The organism is Xanthobacter sp. YC-JY1, from assembly GCF_021730305.1.
Lineage (GTDB): Bacteria > Pseudomonadota > Alphaproteobacteria > Rhizobiales > Xanthobacteraceae > Xanthobacter > Xanthobacter flavus.
In genome coordinates, this window is sequence record NZ_CP032674.1 from 2,059,549 (window position 1) to 2,076,930 (window position 17,382).

A 17,382-nucleotide genomic window follows, 5' to 3' on the forward strand; every position below is an offset into this window, starting at 1 on the left:
TGGGTCGGTCCCACAGCGCTGTCGTGCGAATTGCGAGGACAGCGTTGCGTGGCGGTATGATCGTGGCGCGTACCCCATGCGCCTGTGGCAAAAATGCTTTTACGTGACGGAAATGCGCATGAATCCTTGGCTTCGTCGGCGCGTGGAATCCCCTTCCGGCACACGCAATGGTAAGGATCGCTGCATGGGCAAGGGGCGGGGCCTTGCCAGCAAAAGCCGGATGGTCAGGCATGCTGGTAAAGCGGTACAATACTCGGGTTGCGGACCCGAGCAGGGGTAGCTTGGGGGCTGGGGTGTCCGTGCGCGGCATCGTGCTGGCCGTGGCGCTGGGCGCGATGGCGGGACCGGCGCTGGCGGCGCAGCAGACCGCGTTGGCGGATGCCGACCCCGAATTCAACGCCTTGTTCGACCAGTCCCTGAAGCGTCCGGCGGACGTGGAGCTGGCCTTCCGCCTCGCCCGGCGTGCGGTGGAGGTGGGCGACTACGAGGCCGCCATCGGCGTCTACGAGCGCATCCTCTTCTACAATCCCAAGCTGGTGCGCGTGCGCCTCGAACTGGCGCGGCTCTATTACCGGCTGGGCTCTTATGAATCCGCCCGCTCTTATTTCGAGCCCATCGCCCAGTCGCCGGAACTGTCCGGCCAGGAGCGGGACAATATCGCTGCCTATCTGGTGGAGATCGACCGCCGCCTCTCCACCAACCAGTGGAGCGTCTACGGGCAGGTGGGCGTGCGCTACCAGTCCAACGCCAATTACGGCCCCTCCAGCCGACTCGTGATCGGCCAGGATGTGGGCGCCCTGCTGCCGCCGAGCGCGGCCGCGCAGGCAGACGGCAACGCCTTCGCCCTCGCCTCCATCCGCCACGTCTACGACTTCGGCAACCAGCGCGGCGATGTCTGGGAAACCAACCTCAATCTCTATTATTCGCAGCAGTTCCAGCTGCAGCAGCTGAACCTCGGCTTCGCCGAGTTCAACACCGGCCCGCGCTTCGCGCTGGCGCCGGACGCGCTGCCGGGCTCGTCCATCCGCGCCTATGTGCTCGCGGGCGGCGTGGCGCTGGGCGGCTCCGGCTATCTCGGCACCTACGGCGCGGGCGTCTCGCTCTATCTGCCGTTCAGCGCCTGGTTCGGGCTGGAGCCCTTCGCGGAGATCCGCCAGCGCGACTACCAGTCGTCGCAGGACTATCCCACCGCCTCCTTCCAGAGCGGCGAGATGTGGACGGTGGGCGGCAACGCCTTCGGCCGCATCACCGACGACTGGCGCTGGCGCGCGCGGCTCTCCTACAACGACGCCTCGGGCGACCTGCGCTGGTACTCCTACAACACCTTCGCGGTGGACCTCGCCCTGCCGTTCGAGTTTCAAGGCTTGTGGGGTGTGAAGCGCTGGATTGTCATCCCGAGCGTCGGCTACACGCGCTACAATTATGACGCGCCCAACCCGTTCATCACCAAGTTCATCACGGAACAGGACAACCAGTACCGGGTCGGCCTCGCGCTTGACGTGCCGGTCCACGAGCAGTGGGGGCTGCTGACGCAGGTCCAGTACAGCTGGTCCACCTCGACCTTGCCGAACTATGCATTCGACAATTTCAGCGTTTCCATTGGCCCGAACGTGCGGTTCTGAGGAGCAACGCATCATGCCCATCAGCACCCCCGCCCGTCTCCTGGCGTCCGTCGCCTCCCTCGCCATCGTGGCCGCCACCGGCCCGGCGCTGGCGCAGAACAGCGTCGGCACGGCCGCCGCGGTCAATCCCCGCTCCACCGGCAATGCCGGGTCGGGCGTGCGGACGCTGGAGCTCGGCTCCAGCATCATCCACCGCGAGCGCATCGAGACCAGCTCCGCCGGCAGCGTTCAGGTCCTGTTCGTGGACAAGACCACGCTCAACATCGGCCCCAACTCGAACCTCGTTATCGACGAGTTCGTCTACGACCCCAACGCCAAGGCCGGCTCCATGGCGCTCACCCTCACCAAGGGCGCGGCGCGCTTCGTCGGCGGCAATGCCAGCCACACCGGCGGCGCCGAAGTAAAGACGCCGGTGGCGACCATCGGCATCCGTGGCGGCGTCGCGGCCATCATCCACCGCGACGGCGAGACCCAGGCCATCCTCCAGTTCGGCACCCTCACCGTGGTGGGGCCGGGCGGGGAGACGGTGGTGATCCGCCGGCCCGGCTTCATGGTCACGGTCGGGCGCGGTGGCATGAACGGTCCGGTGCGCGTGTCGCAGGGCCAGATCGATGCGGTCATCGCCCAGACCCGCAGCCAGACCGGCCAGACCGGCGGGCGCCGCGGCCCGGTCGCGGACACGACCGGCCTCGACCGCGGTTCCAGCCATCCGTGCGGCGTGCCGGTGCAGGGCCAGACCACTATGGACCTCGCGGCGGCGACCTGCCGGTCGGTGAACACCCAGCTCCAGGGCGAGGCGGACACCATTGCCCAGCAGGCCTCCCAGCAGAACCAGGGCAACGTCGTCATTCCCGTCACCCCGCCGCCTTATGGCTACGGTGGCGGCGGCGGCTTCCCCGGCGGCTATGGCGGCGGTGGCGGCTTCCCGAGCTTCCCCAACCTGCCGACCTTCCCGAATATCCCGGGCTTTCCGGGCTTCCCCGGTGGCGGCGGGGGAGGGGGCGGTGGCGGGCCGATCGGCTACTGACCGGGCCTAGAGGAGCGCGCGGCAGCGCTCCGTCAGCACGTCGAGCGGATCGCGGGCGGCGAGTTCCGCCCGGTGCATCCGGCCGGCTGCTGCGGCGATCATGGCCATGTCCCTGTCTTCCAGCGCCGCCAGAACCGGCTTCGGCGCCACCCGTGCATCGGGATGGAACAGCGGGAAGTTGCGGCTGAGCCCGGCGGCGGCGAGCGCCTCGCCGTTCAGCCAGTGTTCCACATGCACCGAGAAGGTGACTTGCGGCACGCCGGCCGCGAGCGCATCCGCTGCCACGCCGGCACTTCCTTGGTGGATGAGCAGGCGGCTCCGGGCCATGGCCTCCGCCATGGAGACCGGCCGCCCGTGCACGACGGCCCCGGCCGCCGAGAGCGGCGCCAGCCAGGACGGATCGACGCCCGGCACGAAGATTTCCAGCCGCGGGGCCAGCGCCATCAGCACCGCCGCCACGTCCGGGCGCGAGGCCACGTCGGTGTGGACATAGGCGAAGACGGTGCGGGCGCCGGGTGATGCTTCGCGCATGGCTTCGGCCATCACGGGCCCTTCGGCCTGCCGGCTGCGCAGGTCCGCATAGGGATCGAGCAGCTGGAAGCTGCGCACGAAGGCGTCGTCGCCGGTGAAGAGGGCGCCGATGCGGTCGATGGGGGCAAGGCCCTCGTCCGCCAGCGCGGCGTTCACCGCCGACACCACCTCCGCGTCCGTGTGGAGCGGCGGCACGAAATCGTGGAACACCGGCATGGCGTCCAGATCGGCCGGCGGCAGGCAATAGGCGGTGCTCGCCTGCATCACCGGGCAGCGCCCGCGCGCGGCAAGCCCGGCGAGGGGGGCATAGTCGCAGACCATCAGGTCCGGCCGCTCGGCATCCAGCAGGTCGCGCCACGCGCGCAGCACCGGGCGCACGCAGTCGGGATCGCGCAGGCCGACGCGCGCAAGGCTGTCGGTCAGTGTCGCCGAGGCGGGGATATGGTCGTTGGCGCGCGGGGCAGGGGCGGGCCATGGCGGCGCCTGGATGAGGCGGATGCCGGCCTCGGCCAGTGGCCCGGCGTTCTGCAGATAGCGCACCGCGGCCGCCACCTCCGAGCCGGCTTCGGCGAGCCGCCGGCCGAGGCGCGCGAGTTGGACGGTGTGGCCGAACCCCGCGCCCTGCTCCCAGGTGAGCAGCACCCGCCGTGCCATGGCCCCTCCGCTCGTCGGCATCCCTCATCGACTGGAGTGGCCCACGCGGCGGGATCTGTCCAGCGGGGGGAAGGGCGCGGTTTGCACATGACCTAAGCAATCTGCCGATCTTGAGGGCAGGAGCTGCGTGCCTCATCGTGCGGCAGTCGTCATTCCGCGACGCTCCGGGCGCCCGTGGCCTGCCGCTGCGGCGTCCGGCGCCGCTGGCATGGCGGTTGCAGTCCACGGCAGCGAAACCGAGGAGCTTTTTTCATGAGCCTGATGCGTTCCGTTTTCGCCGCGGTCCTCGCCACGCTGGCGGCAGCGCCGGCTCTGGCCGAGACCGACGTGAAATTCGCGCTCGACTGGAAGTTCGAAGGGCCGTCCGCGCCGTATTTCGTGGCGCTGGACAAGGGCTACTACAAGGCCGAGGGCCTCAACGTGACCATCGACAGCGGCCCCGGCTCGGTGGCCGGCATCGCCCGTGTGGCGGCGGGCACCTATCCCATCGGCTTCTTCGACATCAACTCGCTGATGAAGTTCCGCGATCAGAACCCGGACAAGAAGGTCGTCGCCGTCCAGATGGTCTATGACGAGCCGCCCTTCGCCATCGTCAGCCTGAAGAAGACCGGCATCACCAAGCCGAAGGACCTCGAGGGCAAGATCCTCGGCGCCCCCGCGCCGGACGGTGCCTTCGCCCAGTGGAAGGCCTTCGTGAAGGAGAACGGCATCGACGCCGAGAAGGTGAAGATCGAGAATATCGGCTTCCCGGTGCGCGAGCCCATGCTGGCCGATGGCAAGGTGGACGCCATCACCGGCTTCTCCTTCTCCTCCTTCTTCAACCTGCGCCAGAAGGGCGTGCCGGCGGATGACATCGCGGTGATGCTCATGTCCAAGCACGGCCTCGTGCTCTACGGCAACGCCATCATGGTGAACCCCGATTTCGCCAAGGCCCATCCCGAGGTGGTGAAGGGCTTCGTGAAGGCCACCATCAAGGGCATCATCGACACCGCCAAGGATCCCAAGAGCGCCATCAAGTCCGTCATGAAGCGTAACGAGACGGCCGACGAGGCCATTGAGCTGGCCCGCCTCGAAATGGCGCTGAAGGACAACATCGTCACCGACTGGGTGAAGGCCAACGGCACCGGCGACGTGGACCCCGCGCGTCTTGCGAAGTCCATCGACCAGGTGGGCATCACCTACGAGTTCAAGGCCAAGCCCACCGCCGCGGACATCTTCACCAGCGAGTTCCTGCCGCCGGCGGCAGAGCGGAAGATGTGAGGCGATTTCGTACCCCGGACGCATGCAGCGACAGCGGAATGCGAGCCGGGGTCCAGCGCAAGGGACCGCCGAAGGCGGCCTAATCTGAGGCCGCCGGGGCTATCGCCGGCTTCGCCGACTTTTCCCCTGGACCCCGGATCAGCGCTCCACCTGCGGTGTCGCTTGTCCGGGGAGCGGCCGACGCCGAACCGAAAGGCCTTCCCGTGATCGTCCTCGACAATGTGACCCTGACCTATCCCGGCCGCACCGGCCCGGTGACGGCGCTGGCCGGCACCACGCTCCATGTGCGCAAGGGCGAGTTCGCGGCGGTGGTGGGGCCTTCGGGCTGCGGCAAGTCCACGTTGATGAAGCTCGTCACCGGCCTCATCCGCCCCACCTCCGGCACCGTCTCCATCGACGGCGCGGAGGTGAAGGGGCCGGTGAAGGTGGCGGGCATGGCCTTCCAGCATGCCAACCTGCTGCCGTGGCGCACCGTGCTGCAGAATGTGATGCTGCCGCTGGAGATCGTCGAGCCCTACCGCCGCCGCTTCTCCCGCGACAAGGCCGAGTTCCAGGACAAGGCCATGGCGCTGCTCAACGTGGTGGGCCTCGGCGCCTTCGCCGATCGTTTTCCGTGGGAGATGTCCGGCGGCATGCAGCAGCGTGCCTCGCTCTGCCGCTCCCTCATCCACCAGCCGGCGCTGCTGATGCTGGATGAGCCCTTCGCCGCGCTGGACGCCTTCACGCGAGAGGAGCTGTGGTGCGTGCTGCGCGACCTCTGGCAGGAGTTCGGCTTCACCGTCATCCTCGTGACCCACGATCTGCGTGAGGCTGCCTTCCTCGCGGACACAATCCACGTCATGAGTGCGCGCCCCGGCCGCATCGTGGAGACGCGGCAGGTGCCGTTCCCCCGGCCGCGCGATCTCGATGTCTGCTACCGGGCCGAGTTCACCGGATTGGTCCACGAGCTGCGCAACAAGATCGCCGAAGTGCGGCAGGCGGCGTGACATGATGAAGAAGCTCTCCGTCGAGAACCTCGCCCCGGTCTACTTCACCGTCGCATTGTTCGTGATCTGGGAGGCGGCGTGCCGCCTGTTCAAGATCGATACCTTCATACTCCCGGCGCCCACCGAGATTTTCGCCGCCATGGTAAAATACTGGTGGCCGCTGCTGAAGAACTCGTTCGTGACCCTGTGGACCACCATGGCGGGATTCGCCATCGCGGTGGTGTTCGGCATCGCGCTGGGGGTGGTGGTGGGCTGGTCGCGCACCATCTATCGCGGGCTCTATCCGGTGATGATCGGGTTCAATTCCGTGCCCAAGGTAGCGGTGGTGCCCATCCTCATCATGTGGTTCGGCATCGGCGAGGTGCCGGCCATCCTCACCGCCTTCCTCATCTCCTTCTTCCCCATCGTGGTGAATGTCGCGACCGGCCTTGCCACCACCGAGCCGGAGCTGGAGGACGTGCTGCGCGCGCTCGGCGCGTCCAAGCTCGATATCATGCGCAAGGTTGGCATTCCCCGCACCGGGCCCTATCTCTTCGGGGCGCTCAAGGTGGGCATCACGCTCGCTTTCGTGGGCGCGGTGGTGTCCGAGACCATCGGCGCAAATGCGGGGGTGGGCCATCTCATGGTGCAGGCGGGCTCCAACTTCCAGATGCCGCTCGTGTTCGCCGGCCTCATCTCCCTCGCCATCCAGGGCATCCTCATGTACGCGATCTTCGCCGTGTTCGAGCGCCGCATGGTGGCCTGGGCCTTCCGCTCGTCCCAGAGCGCGGGAGGCTGAGAGCGTGGCGATCGCCTTCGTCCTGAACGGCGAGCGGATCGAGGTGGCGGATGCCGCCCCCTCCATGACGGTGCTGGACTTCCTGCGCACCCGCCGCCGCCTGACCGGGACCAAGGAGGGCTGCGCGGAAGGCGATTGCGGCGCCTGCACCATCGCCCTCGGCCGGCAGGAAAGCGGGGCGGCGCGCTGGCAGGTCGCCAATTCCTGCATCCTGCTGCTCTCCCAGATCGACGGCAGCGAGGTGAAGACGGTGGAGGGGCTCGCCGGCCCGTCCGGCCTCCACCCCGTGCAGACGGTGCTGGCCGAGAGCGACGGCACCCAGTGCGGCTTCTGCACGCCGGGTATCGTCATGTCGCTCTATGCCCTCGCGCAGGAGCGGGCAGGCGAAACGCCGGTGAGCGATGCCGATATCCACGAGGCGCTGGCGGGCAATCTCTGCCGCTGCACCGGCTATCGCCCCATCGTAGATGCCGCCCGCGCGCTCTGCGCTGCCCCGCCGGTGGCGGAGCCTGAGAGCGTCCCGCCGGTTGCCGGCACCCGCATCGCGGGACAGGGGGAACTGCATCTCGTGCCGCAGACCCTCGCCGAACTGGTGGCGCTGCGCAGCGCCTATCCGGACGCGGTTCTGATCGCCGGTGCCACCGACCTCGGCCTCATCCCCGCAAAGAAGCGGCAAGGCTTCCCCCTCGCCATCTCCACCCGTCGCGTGACGGAGCTGAAGCGCATGGGGTGGGAGGGCGACCAACTCGTCCTCGGCGCCGCCGTCACCTATGCGGATGGGCTGGAGACGGTGGAGGCGGCTTTTCCCGCTTTCGGCGCCCTCATCCGCCGCATCGGCTCGCGGCAGATCCGGACCATGGGCACCTTCGGCGGCAATCTCGGTACCGCCTCGCCGGTAGGCGACACGCTGCCGGTGCTGCTGGCGCTGGATGCGGAGGTGGAGCTTGCCGGGCCCGCCGGCGTGCGGCGCATGAAGGTGGCCGAATTCCTCACGGGGTATCGCCAGACCGCGCTGGCGCGGGACGAGGTGATCGCGGCGCTGCGCCTGCCGCGTCTTGCGGAGGGTGAAGAGCTGTTCGCGTGGAAGCTATCGCGCCGCTTCGATCAGGACATCTCCACTCTGCTCGGCGCCTTTCGCGTGCGGGTGGATGGCGGACGGATGGCGGCTCTCGCAGCGGCCTTCGGCGGCATGGCGGACCGGGCGAAGCGTGCCCCAGCTCTGGAAGCTCTCGTCATCGGCGCACCATGGGGCGATATTCCGCCCGGAGGTATCGAAGCTGCGCTGGACGCTGATTTCGCACCCCTCTCCGACCATCGCGCCAGCGCCGCCTATCGGCAGGCCGCCGCCGCCAATCTCGTACGGCGCCTGCACCTCGCCACCACGCGCCCCGGTGTGCTGCTGGAGCTGGAGGCGCTATGACCCGCGCCGTCCATGTCCCCGCCCGTCACGAGAGCGCCAACGCCCATGTGAGCGGCCGTGCCGTCTATCTGGACGACATGCCGGAGCCGCCCGGCCTGCTCCACGCGGCCTTGGTGCTCAGCCCCCATGCCCGCGCGCGCATCGTCGCCATCGACCTGTCCGCCGCCCGGGCTCTGCCGGGCGTCGTGGCGGTGGCGGCGGGCGACATTCCCGGCGTCAACGACATTGCCCCCATCCGCACCAACGAGCCGCTGCTGGCGGCGGGTGAGGCGGACTATGTGGGCCATCCCGTCGCCGCCGTGGCCGCGCCGACCCTCGATGCCGCCCGCGCTGCCGCCGCTCTGGTGCGGGTGGAATATGAGGTGCTGCCCGCGCTGCTCGATCTCGATGCGGCTTATGAGGCCGGTGCTCGCGTCGCGCCGGACCAGCAGGTGGGGCGAGGCGATGTGGCGGCCGCGCTTGCCGGCGCACCCTTGCGCCTCTCCGGCGAGGTGCGGTGTGGCGGGCAGGACCATTTCTATCTGGAAGGGCAGATCGCCATCGCCATCCCCGGCGAGGACCGGGACATGTTGGTCCATTCCTCCACCCAGCATCCCACCGAGGCGCAGCATGGCGTCGCCCGTGTGCTGGGCCTGCCGTTCGCGGCGGTGACGGTGGAAGTGCGGCGCATGGGCGGGGCCTTCGGCGGCAAGGAGAGCCAGGCCACCATCGTCGCCGCCATCGCGGCCCTCCTCGCCCATCACGCCCGAAAGCCGGTGAAGCTGCGCCTGCCGCGCGAGGTGGACATGGAAGCCACCGGCAAGCGCCATCCGTTCCGCGTGCGCTGGGAAGCCGGCTTCGACGGGGACGGGCGCATCGCCGGGCTCGACATGGAATTCGCCGCCGATTGCGGCAACGTCGCGGACCTCTCGCCCGCCGTGGTCTCCCGCGCCCTGTGTCACGCGGACAATTGCTATTTCATCCCGGCGACGCGCTTCCGCGGTGTGCTGGTGAAGACCAACACCGTCTCCAACACCGCCTTTCGCGGCTTCGGCGCGCCGCAGGGGATGCTCGCCATCGAGGTGGTGATGGACGAGATCGCCCGCCATCTCGGCCAGCCCATCGAGGTCGTGCGCGCCGCCAACCATTATGGCGCGGCCCCGCGCAACATCACGCCCTATGGGCAGGAGGTGGAGGACAGCCTGATCGAGGAGGCCATGGCCCATCTCGATGCCAAGGCGAACCTTGCCGCATGGCGCACCGAGATCGACGCCTTCAATGCGCAGAGCCCGGTGATCCGCAAGGGCCTCGCCACCATGCCCATCAAGTTCGGCGTCTCCTTCAACCTGACGACGCTGAACCAGGCGGGGGCGCTGGTGCATGTCTATACGGACGGCTCCGTCCACCTGAACCACGGTGGCACGGAGATGGGGCAGGGGCTGTTCGTGAAGGTGGCGCAGGTGGTGGCGGATGCCTTCGGAATCCCGCTCGACCATGTGCGCGTCTCCGCCACCAGCACAGCGAAGGTGCCGAACACCTCCCCCACGGCGGCCTCCTCGGGCTCCGACCTCAACGGCATGGCGGCGCTGATCGCGGCGAAGGAAATCCGGGGCCGCATGGCGGGCGTTGCGGCGGCGCATTTCGGTGCGCCGGTGGAGGAGGTGGTGTTCGCCGAGGGCCGCGTGAGCGTGGGCAATCGCAGCCTCTCCTTCGGCGAAGCGGCGCACATGGCGTGGCAGCAGCGCGTGCCGCTCTCCGCCACCGGCTTCTACAAGACGCCGAAGATCCACTTCGACATGGCGAAGTCCGAAGGGCGGCCCTTCTATTATTACACCTACGGCGCCGCCGCGGCCGAGGTGGCGGTGGATACGCTCTCCGGCGCGGTGCGGGTGCTGCGGGCGGAGATCGTGGGCGATTGCGGGCGCTCGCTGAACCCAGCCATCGACATCGGACAGATCGAGGGCGCCTTCGTGCAGGGCATGGGCTGGCTCACCTGCGAGGAACTGAAGTGGGACGCCCGCGGTCGCCTCGCCACGCGCGGCCCCTCCACGTACAAGATCCCCGGCTCGCGCGACGTGCCGCCGGTGCTCAACGTCCACCTGCTCGACAAGCCCAACGCGGAAGAGACGGTGCTACGTTCCAAGGCGGTGGGCGAGCCGCCGCTGATGCTCGCCATCTCGGTCTGGCTGGCCATTCGCGACGCCCTCGCCGGCCTGCCGGGAGACGGGCCGGTGCATCTGGATGCCCCCGCGACACCCGAGCGCGTGCTCGCCGCCGTCGCCGCGCGGCGGGAGGGGCAAGCGCGGGCGTGAATGCGCAGACGGTCGCGCCCGGATACCGTCGGTTCGATGCCCTTGGCGCCTGACGATACGGGTGGGAGGGTGCTTGATGCGCCGTCTTCCCCAATGTCAGCGGGATCGGCCACCGCGATTTGCGTTGCCTGACGGGGTCGGTGTCGGATATGTCCCGGCGGCGGCACCGCTGCGGGGCGCGGGTGCGATTGAGAGGATGTAAAAGATGGCGCTTACCGGTCTCATCCCTTCCCTCCGTCTCTCGCTCCTGTCTGCTGTCTTCGCCGCATCGGCCTTCGCCCTTCCCGCCGCCGCCCAGACGGCCGCCGCGCCGGCTCCGGCCGCTGCGCCTGCTGCCGCTTCTGCCGACCCGACCGAGACCCACTCGGTGCACGACGACTGGACCGTGCGCTGCAAGGGCAAGGACGACAAGCGCGGCTGCGAGGCGGTGCAGACGCTGCAGACCCCCGACCTCGCGCACATCCTCGCCCATGTCGCGGTGCGGGCCGAGAAGAGCGGGCCGGTGCGCCTCATCGTCCTCACCCCGCCCGGCGTGTGGCTGCCGTCCAACGTGGCGCTGAAGGTGGGTGGCGTGGCGGACGTGGTGCTCACCTTCAAGCGCTGCGGCCAGCATTGCGTCGCCTCCACCGAGCTGACGCAGGATCAGCTCACGGCGCTGAAGGCCAGCTCCGGCAAGGGTGAGATCGTGTTCGAGGACGGATCGCGCCGCCCGGTCATTCTGCCGCTGTCGTTCAAGGGGCTCGGCGCCGCCATGCAGGCCAGCCTCAAGGGCTGATTTTCCGCCGCAGGCAAACAGCATTGAAGGCCGGTGCCAGAGCGCCGGCCTTTTTCGTTTGCGCGTCCCGTCTTGTGCTGGTGCGGGCGCTGTCAGTTCGCCGGAGGCTGCTGCGGGTCCGCCACTGACGCGCCGCCATCCATGGCCCGTTCTGCGGCGGGGGCGGTGGTGCGTCCCTTCACCGCCTCCAGCAGGGGCAGCGCCGCGCCCGAGCGCTCGATGAGGCTGAGCGGGTCGGCCATGATGCTCGGCTCGTCCCACGGTCCGCGGACGCTGAACGGCAGGTCAATGGCGCCGGTCTTCGCGCCCTTGGTCGCCGGCAGAGCGGCGTGGCCGGCGAGGTCCAGCGCGCGCTGGGCGATGGAGAGGGAGCCGGTCATCTCGATCTGCGCGCGCGGTCCGCGCATGGCCAGCTCCTCCACCGTGCCCACGCCGTCGCTGATGGCGATGCGGCCGTTGATCTCGGTGAAGGCGGTGCGCCCGCCGCGCCAGTCGCTGGTCGCGGAGAGGGGACGCCGCTCGATGCGCTGCAGCAGCTGCGCCACGTCGAAGCCGTTGAGATAGCCGTTGGCCGCGGTCAGTCCCGCGCTGCCCTGAAGGTTCGCGGCGATGTCCTGGATGCTGCGCCCGGCCCCCGTCACGTCGACCTGAAGCGTCCCGGTGCCGTCGATGCGGCGGAAACCGCCGATGTCGTCGAGGGCGCGGGCGAGCTCCACGTCGGTCGCTTCCGCCTCCAGCCGCAGCTCCGCGCCCGCTGAGCGGTGGGCCTGGGGGGCGGCAGCGTCGGGGGGCGCGGGGGCGAGGGTGAGGGAGGCACGCAGCACGCCGCCCCAGCCATGGGCCTCGCCGATGGCGAGCACGAGACGGCCGGCGGACAGAACCGCGCTGGCGGCGACGGTGGACAGCGCGGTGTCGCCCACATCCACCCGGGCCGCCGAAAGCCGCAGGTCAAGGTCGCAGGCGCCGAGGGCGGAGAGATCGACCGCCCCCCGGTCCCAGCCCTGCCGGTCGCCGCCGGTCAGGCGCATGGCGCCGTAGGGGGCCAGCGTGATGTGGTCGGCGGCAAACGTGCCCTGGATGAGGGGGCGTTGACCGGAGACCTTCACCAGAAGGCCGCCGTCGCCGCGATTGCCGTCGAGATCGACGCTCGCCTCGGTCAGGGCCACCTCGCCCTTCTCAAGCTTGAGGCGGGAGGCGAGGGAGAAGGGGCCGAAGCCGCTGCGCGTGGGCGCTTCCATGCCGGCCCAGTCGAACAGGTCGCGCAGCGAATCGGCGTCCGCCGTCACCGCGCCGTCCATGGTTGGCGACTTGCCGAGCGCCGCGCGGCCGTGGAAGCGGGCCTTGGCGCCGTCCGTCGCCACGGTCACCCGCATGGGGGCCGGCGTGCCGGCCATGAAGGCGGTGATGTCGTCGATGAACAGCGTTGCGTTCACCGGCTGCTCGCGCCAGTCGAACTGGATGGCGACGGCGATGCCCGCGCGGTCGAGTACCCGGTCGAGGCTGGCGGTGATGCCGCTCACCAGCTCGCGGGTCAGTCCGCTGCCGCTGCGCCATGCGATGGTGCCGTCGACGATGCGCAGTTCGGGGCGGTCGGTGGCCGCAAGCACCGGCGCGATGCCGAGGGCGGGCGCCATGCCCTCGCCGGTGAGGACGAGGGTGGGGTGCTCGACGATCACGTCGTTCACGGCCACCCGTCCGGCGACGAGCTGGAGCAGGTCGAGCCGCGTGACCACGTTCTCGGCATCGAGCGACTGGCCGGCCGGGAGCGGGAAGCTGACCTTGCCGAGCACGACGCGGGGGGAGGGGAAGAGGCGAATCGAGGGCTCGCCAAGAATCTCCACCTTCTGGCCGGTGGAGCCGGCGAGCGCCTGCGCCGCCACCCGCCGCAGCTCGGCGGCCGGCACCAGGAAAGGCAGTACCGCCATGGCGACGAGCAGCAGCGCGGCACCCGCGCCCAGCACGGATGCAGCGATGAGCCCGGCCCGGCGGGTGTTCTGGCCGACACGCAGCATGAAGATACAGATGTCTCCGAGGGAGCAGGCGGGGCGATGCGCGCGACGCCTGTGGCCACGTTGGATCGTGGCCGCACCTTTAGCGGGCTCTGTGTCGCTTTGATGGCCTGGGGGATGTGCCGGCGGGCGGCTCAGTCCCGGGCCGGGGAACTGCCGCGTGCGCCGTCCGCCGAAGCGGCCAGGGCGGATGACGACATGCGGGCGAGGAGCATCACCGGCCCCAACCCGACGAGGAGAATCACCAGCGCCGCCAGCGCCCCGTCCTCATAGGTGCCCCGCGCCGCCTCGCCATAGACGTGGGTGGCCAGCGTTTCGAGGCCCAGCGGTCGCAGCAGCAGGGTGGCCGGCAGCTCCTTCATGGCGTCCACGAACACCAGAAGGGCGGCGGTGGCGAGGGCCGGCCGCAGCAACGGCAGCAGCACCCGGCGCACGGTGCGCGGCTGCGACGAGCCAAGGCTGCGGGCGGCCATGTCGAGATGCGGGGAGAGTTTGGCGAATCCCGCCTCGATGCCGCCGACGGGAATGGCGAGGAAGCGGATGGCGAGCGCCATCACCAGCGCCGCCCCGGAGCCCGACAGCAGGAGGCCGGTGGAGATGCCGAACGCCTGCTTCATCGCGGCATCCAGCATGTTGTCGAAGCCGGCGAGCGGGCTGAGCAGGCCGACCGCGAGCACCGTGCCCGGCACCGCATAGCCGAGGCTCGCAACCCGGGCGAAGCCGGAGGCGAGGGGGGCGCGCGTCAGCCGCTGCCCGAGCGCCACCAGCAGGCCGAGGCCGAGGCCGAGGGTGACCGTGCCGGCGGCGAGGGCGGCTGTGGTGGCGGCTTCTCCCAGGATCCGGGTGGGAAAGCCTGTCTCCGCCATGCGCCGCGCGGCCGAGATGGACAGATGCAGCAACGGCACGAGGAAGCCGAGCATGACCGGCAGGGCGCAGAGGGCGGCGGCGGCGAAGCCCTGTAGCCCGGTCAGCCGCAGCGGCGCCTGCGGCCGGGCCGAGCCGGTGGCGACGAATCGGCGGGCGCGCCGCGCCCAGCGCTCCAGCAGGATCAGCCCCAGCACGAGAGCGAGCATGACGAGGGCGATCTGCGCAGCGCCCGGCAGGTTCGAGCGGTTCACCCAGGTGGAATAGATGGAGACGGTGAGGGTGCGCACACCGAGGAATTCGGAAGCGCCGATATCGCCCAGCACTTCCAGCAGCACCAGCGTCAGCCCCGCCACGATGGCGGGGCGGGCCAGCGGCAGGCCGATGCGCAGGAAGGCGCGCCAGCGGCTGGCGCCCAGCGTGCGCGCGACTTCCAGCGCCGCCGCCGATTGCAGCACGAAGCTCGCCCGCGCCGAGAGGTAGACGTAAGGGTAGAGCACGGCCGAAAGCACGAGAATGCAGCCGCCGGTGGAGCGGACATCCGGCAGGCGCAGGCCGCGCGGGCTGGCGATGCCCAGCAGCGCGCGCAGCGCCTCCTGCACCGGCCCGAGGGGGTGCAGCACGTCGAGATAGGAGAAGGCGACGATGTAGCCCGGCACGGCCAGCGGCAGCAGCAGCGCCCATTCCAGCACCGAGCGGCCGGGAAAGGTGCAAGTGGCCACCAGCCAGGCGCACGGCACTGCCACCACCAGCGTCACCACGCCGACACCGAGCACCAGCAGGCCGGTCTCGGCCAGCGCATCGGGCAGCACGGTGGCGATGAGGTGGGGCCACATGTCTCCCGACCCGCGCGCGGCGATGCCGGCGAGGGCGAGGAGCGGCAGCAGAACGAAAAGAGCCACCAATCCCGACGCCATGAGGAGCGGGGAGAGGTGGCGGGGGAGGCGGAGCCGCGTCGCGCGCGGCTCGCCGGTCAATGCGGTCTCAGCCATCGGCCGTCAGTTGTCGAAGCCGACCTTGTCGATAAGCTCGCTGGCGCGCTTGCGGTTCTTGGCGATGTCCACCAGCGGGATGGGATCGACCTTGAGCGGCCCCAGCGCGCCGATGATGGGATCGACCTCGGCCGCGGCGATCACCGGATATTCCAGGTTCTGCTTGGCGTAGATCGCCTGCATCTCCGGGGAGACGGCGAATTCGAGCAGCTTCACGGCGGCGTCCTTGTGGGGCGCGTTCTTGGCCACGGCGGCGCCGGAGACGTTCACATGGGTGCCGCCGCCCTGGAAGGTGGGGAGCAGCACGTTGATGCCGTCGCCCCACGTCTTCTGGTCCGCGCCGCCCTTGCCCGAGCGCATCAGGCCCACATAGTAGGAATTGCCCACCGCCAGATCGCAGATGCCGCCGAGGATATCGCGGGCGCCCTCTCGGTCGCCGCCGGCCGGCTTGCGGGCAAGGTTCGCCTTCAGGCCGCGCAGCCAGGCCTCGGCCTTCTCCTCACCGTGATGGACGATGTAGGCCGCCACCAGCCCCACATTGTAGGGGTGCTGGCCGGAGCGGATGCAGATCTTGCCCTTCCATTTGGGGTCGGCCAGATCCTCGTAGGTGATGGCCGAGAGCTTCACCTCGTCCTTCGCCGCATAGACGAGGCGGGCGCGCAGGGAGAGGGCATACCAGTTGCCGGCCGGGTCGCGCAGGTTGGCGGGAATGGCGGAGAGGGCGGGGGAGGTCACCGGCTGGGTGATGCCGGCATCCACCACGTCGAGCAGGTTGCCCACGTCCACGGTCATCAGCACGTCGGCGGGGGAGCTGGCGCCCTCCGCCTTCACCCGCTCGGCGAGGCCGTCCTTGATGAATACGCTCTTCACCTCGATCCCCGTCGCCTTGGTGAAGGCCTCGAAGAGGGGGGCGGCAAGGCCGGGCTCGCGGGTGGTGTAGACGTTGACGACCTGCTGGGCGCTGGCGCCCTGCGCCGCGACAAGCAGTGCGCCACCGGCGAGAAGGCTGCGCAAGAGATGAAGGCGACCCATTGAAATCCCCACACGCGGGCTCGGAACGAGCACGAAAAGACTATGGAGAATTGGCTAGCCCGAGGCGTTACGAAGGGTCAATGAAGAAGGGTGTGAGCCCGGAAACATTGGAAATTATCTAATTCCGAAATGCTTTGCCGCGCGATCACCCAGTTTATACTTTCTCCAATCTGGTTCACGGCCCAAACAAAAAGCCCGGCATGAGAGCCGGGCTTTGCGTCGGTATCGTGCGGATGGCGGAGGGATCAGTCCTCGTCCATCTCGCCGATGTGATGCTGGGCGTAGAGCTGGAGGCCGAGCTTGGACACGAGGTCGAGCTGGGTCTCGAGGAAGTCGATGTGGCCTTCCTCGTCCGCCATCAGCTCCTCGAAGAGGTCGCGGCTCGGATAGTCCTTCACCGAGTGGCAGTAGGTGGCCGCTTCCTGGTAGAGGGCGCGGGCATCGAGCTCGGCGGCGAGATCGCAGTCGAGGATTTCCTTCACGTCCTGGCCGATTCGCAGGGGGTCGAGCACCTGCATGTTCGGGAAGCCGTCGAGGAACAGGATGCGGTCGGTGAACTTGTCGGCGTGCACCATCTCCTCGATGGACTCGGCGCGCCACTTCTTGGCCAGCGCCTTGTAGCCCCAATTGTCGAGCATCCGGTAATGCAGCCAATATTGATTGATGGCGGTCAGCTCAGAGCGCAGGCCCCGATTGAGGTATTCAATAACCTTCGGATCGCCCTTCATCATCAGCTCCTGGTGCCGTAAGGACAGTTAGTTTGGATTAAGCGTTAGACTAATTCTAATGTGGTGGCAAGGTACCCAAGGGTACGCCCGGCTCATCGCCGGGCGGTTCGTCGTGCTTTTAGGAAGCTTATTCGGCCGCGACCATTCCGGTAAGTCCCGCGACGGGACATTCGTCGGCGCAGGCGCCGCAGTCGTGGGCCTGCACCTGATCCATCAGGGTGCGGATGGTTCGGGCGCAGCGTCCGCACTGGGGCGAGCAGCCGAGGCAGCGATAAACTTCGCTGGGGGAGCGCAAAGGCGTTCCGGCAAGTGCATCAAGCACCTGACGATCTGAAAAGACGTTGCATGAACAAACGATCATGGCGCGGCTCGAAGCTAACTTGGAAGGCTTCTAAAAACTTGTTTCTATTACA

General features: G+C 69.0%; 14 protein-coding genes. 8 read left to right on the forward strand and 6 right to left on the reverse strand.

The annotated features are described in order from the left end of the window. The first annotated feature begins 293 nt into the window (after positions 1-293). On the forward strand, positions 294-1,622 hold the full coding sequence (locus tag D7006_RS09670; protein WP_237356429.1) for a lipopolysaccharide assembly protein LapB: 1,329 nt from the start codon (positions 294-296) through the stop codon (positions 1,620-1,622). Between the two features lie 13 nt (positions 1,623-1,635). Then, positions 1,636-2,649: a FecR domain-containing protein gene (locus tag D7006_RS09675; protein WP_237356430.1), complete on the forward strand. Its 1,014-nt coding sequence runs from the start codon at positions 1,636-1,638 to the stop codon at positions 2,647-2,649. A gap of 6 nt (positions 2,650-2,655) precedes the next feature. Here the strand turns inward: D7006_RS09675 and D7006_RS09680 are convergent, their stop codons facing one another. Next, positions 2,656-3,834 (reverse strand): hypothetical protein, encoded by a 1,179-nt coding sequence (locus D7006_RS09680; protein ID WP_237356432.1) that lies wholly within the window; start codon positions 3,832-3,834, stop codon positions 2,656-2,658. 252 nt (positions 3,835-4,086) lie between these two features. Here D7006_RS09680 and D7006_RS09685 point away from each other — a divergent pair, with 252 nt between their 5' ends. The 6 genes from D7006_RS09685 (at position 4,087) to D7006_RS09710 (ending at position 11,344) form a co-directional block, all read left to right on the forward strand. After that, positions 4,087-5,094, forward strand: a complete 1,008-nt coding sequence (locus D7006_RS09685) for an ABC transporter substrate-binding protein (RefSeq protein WP_237356434.1) — start codon at positions 4,087-4,089, stop codon at positions 5,092-5,094. 203 nt (positions 5,095-5,297) lie between these two features. Next, entirely contained in the window at positions 5,298-6,080 is a 783-nt protein-coding gene (locus D7006_RS09690; RefSeq protein ID WP_237356436.1) for an ABC transporter ATP-binding protein, read from the forward strand. Position 6,081: 1 nt separating this feature from the next. After that, positions 6,082-6,858, forward strand: a complete 777-nt coding sequence (locus D7006_RS09695) for an ABC transporter permease (RefSeq protein ID WP_371745079.1) — start codon at positions 6,082-6,084, stop codon at positions 6,856-6,858. A gap of 4 nt (positions 6,859-6,862) precedes the next feature. Further along, on the forward strand, positions 6,863-8,278 hold the full coding sequence (gene xdhA, locus D7006_RS09700; protein ID WP_237356438.1) for a xanthine dehydrogenase small subunit: 1,416 nt from the start codon (positions 6,863-6,865) through the stop codon (positions 8,276-8,278). Continuing rightward, a complete protein-coding gene (xdhB, locus tag D7006_RS09705) occupies positions 8,275-10,569 on the forward strand; it encodes a xanthine dehydrogenase molybdopterin binding subunit (protein WP_237356439.1) in 2,295 nt (764 codons plus the stop codon). Before xdhA ends, xdhB begins: the two co-directional genes overlap by 4 nt. A gap of 205 nt (positions 10,570-10,774) precedes the next feature. Next, a complete protein-coding gene (locus D7006_RS09710) occupies positions 10,775-11,344 on the forward strand; it encodes an invasion associated locus B family protein (protein WP_237356441.1) in 570 nt (189 codons plus the stop codon). A 92-nt stretch (positions 11,345-11,436) separates the two neighbouring features. Here the strand turns inward: D7006_RS09710 and D7006_RS09715 are convergent, their stop codons facing one another. From D7006_RS09715 to D7006_RS09735, 5 genes are all read right to left on the reverse strand, one after another. Beyond that, positions 11,437-13,356, reverse strand: a complete 1,920-nt coding sequence (locus tag D7006_RS09715) for an AsmA-like C-terminal region-containing protein (protein WP_237356443.1) — start codon at positions 13,354-13,356, stop codon at positions 11,437-11,439. Positions 13,357-13,487: 131 nt separating this feature from the next. Continuing rightward, entirely contained in the window at positions 13,488-15,209 is a 1,722-nt protein-coding gene (locus D7006_RS09720) for an iron ABC transporter permease (RefSeq protein ID WP_237356444.1), read from the reverse strand. A 6-nt stretch (positions 15,210-15,215) separates the two neighbouring features. Continuing rightward, entirely contained in the window at positions 15,216-16,241 is a 1,026-nt protein-coding gene (locus D7006_RS09725) for an extracellular solute-binding protein (RefSeq protein WP_237356445.1), read from the reverse strand. A 245-nt stretch (positions 16,242-16,486) separates the two neighbouring features. Next, a complete protein-coding gene (bfr, locus tag D7006_RS09730) occupies positions 16,487-16,969 on the reverse strand; it encodes a bacterioferritin (protein WP_169121107.1) in 483 nt (160 codons plus the stop codon). A gap of 127 nt (positions 16,970-17,096) precedes the next feature. Beyond that, positions 17,097-17,330, reverse strand: a complete 234-nt coding sequence (locus D7006_RS09735) for a bacterioferritin-associated ferredoxin (protein ID WP_081762651.1) — start codon at positions 17,328-17,330, stop codon at positions 17,097-17,099. Positions 17,331-17,382 lie beyond the last annotated feature (52 nt).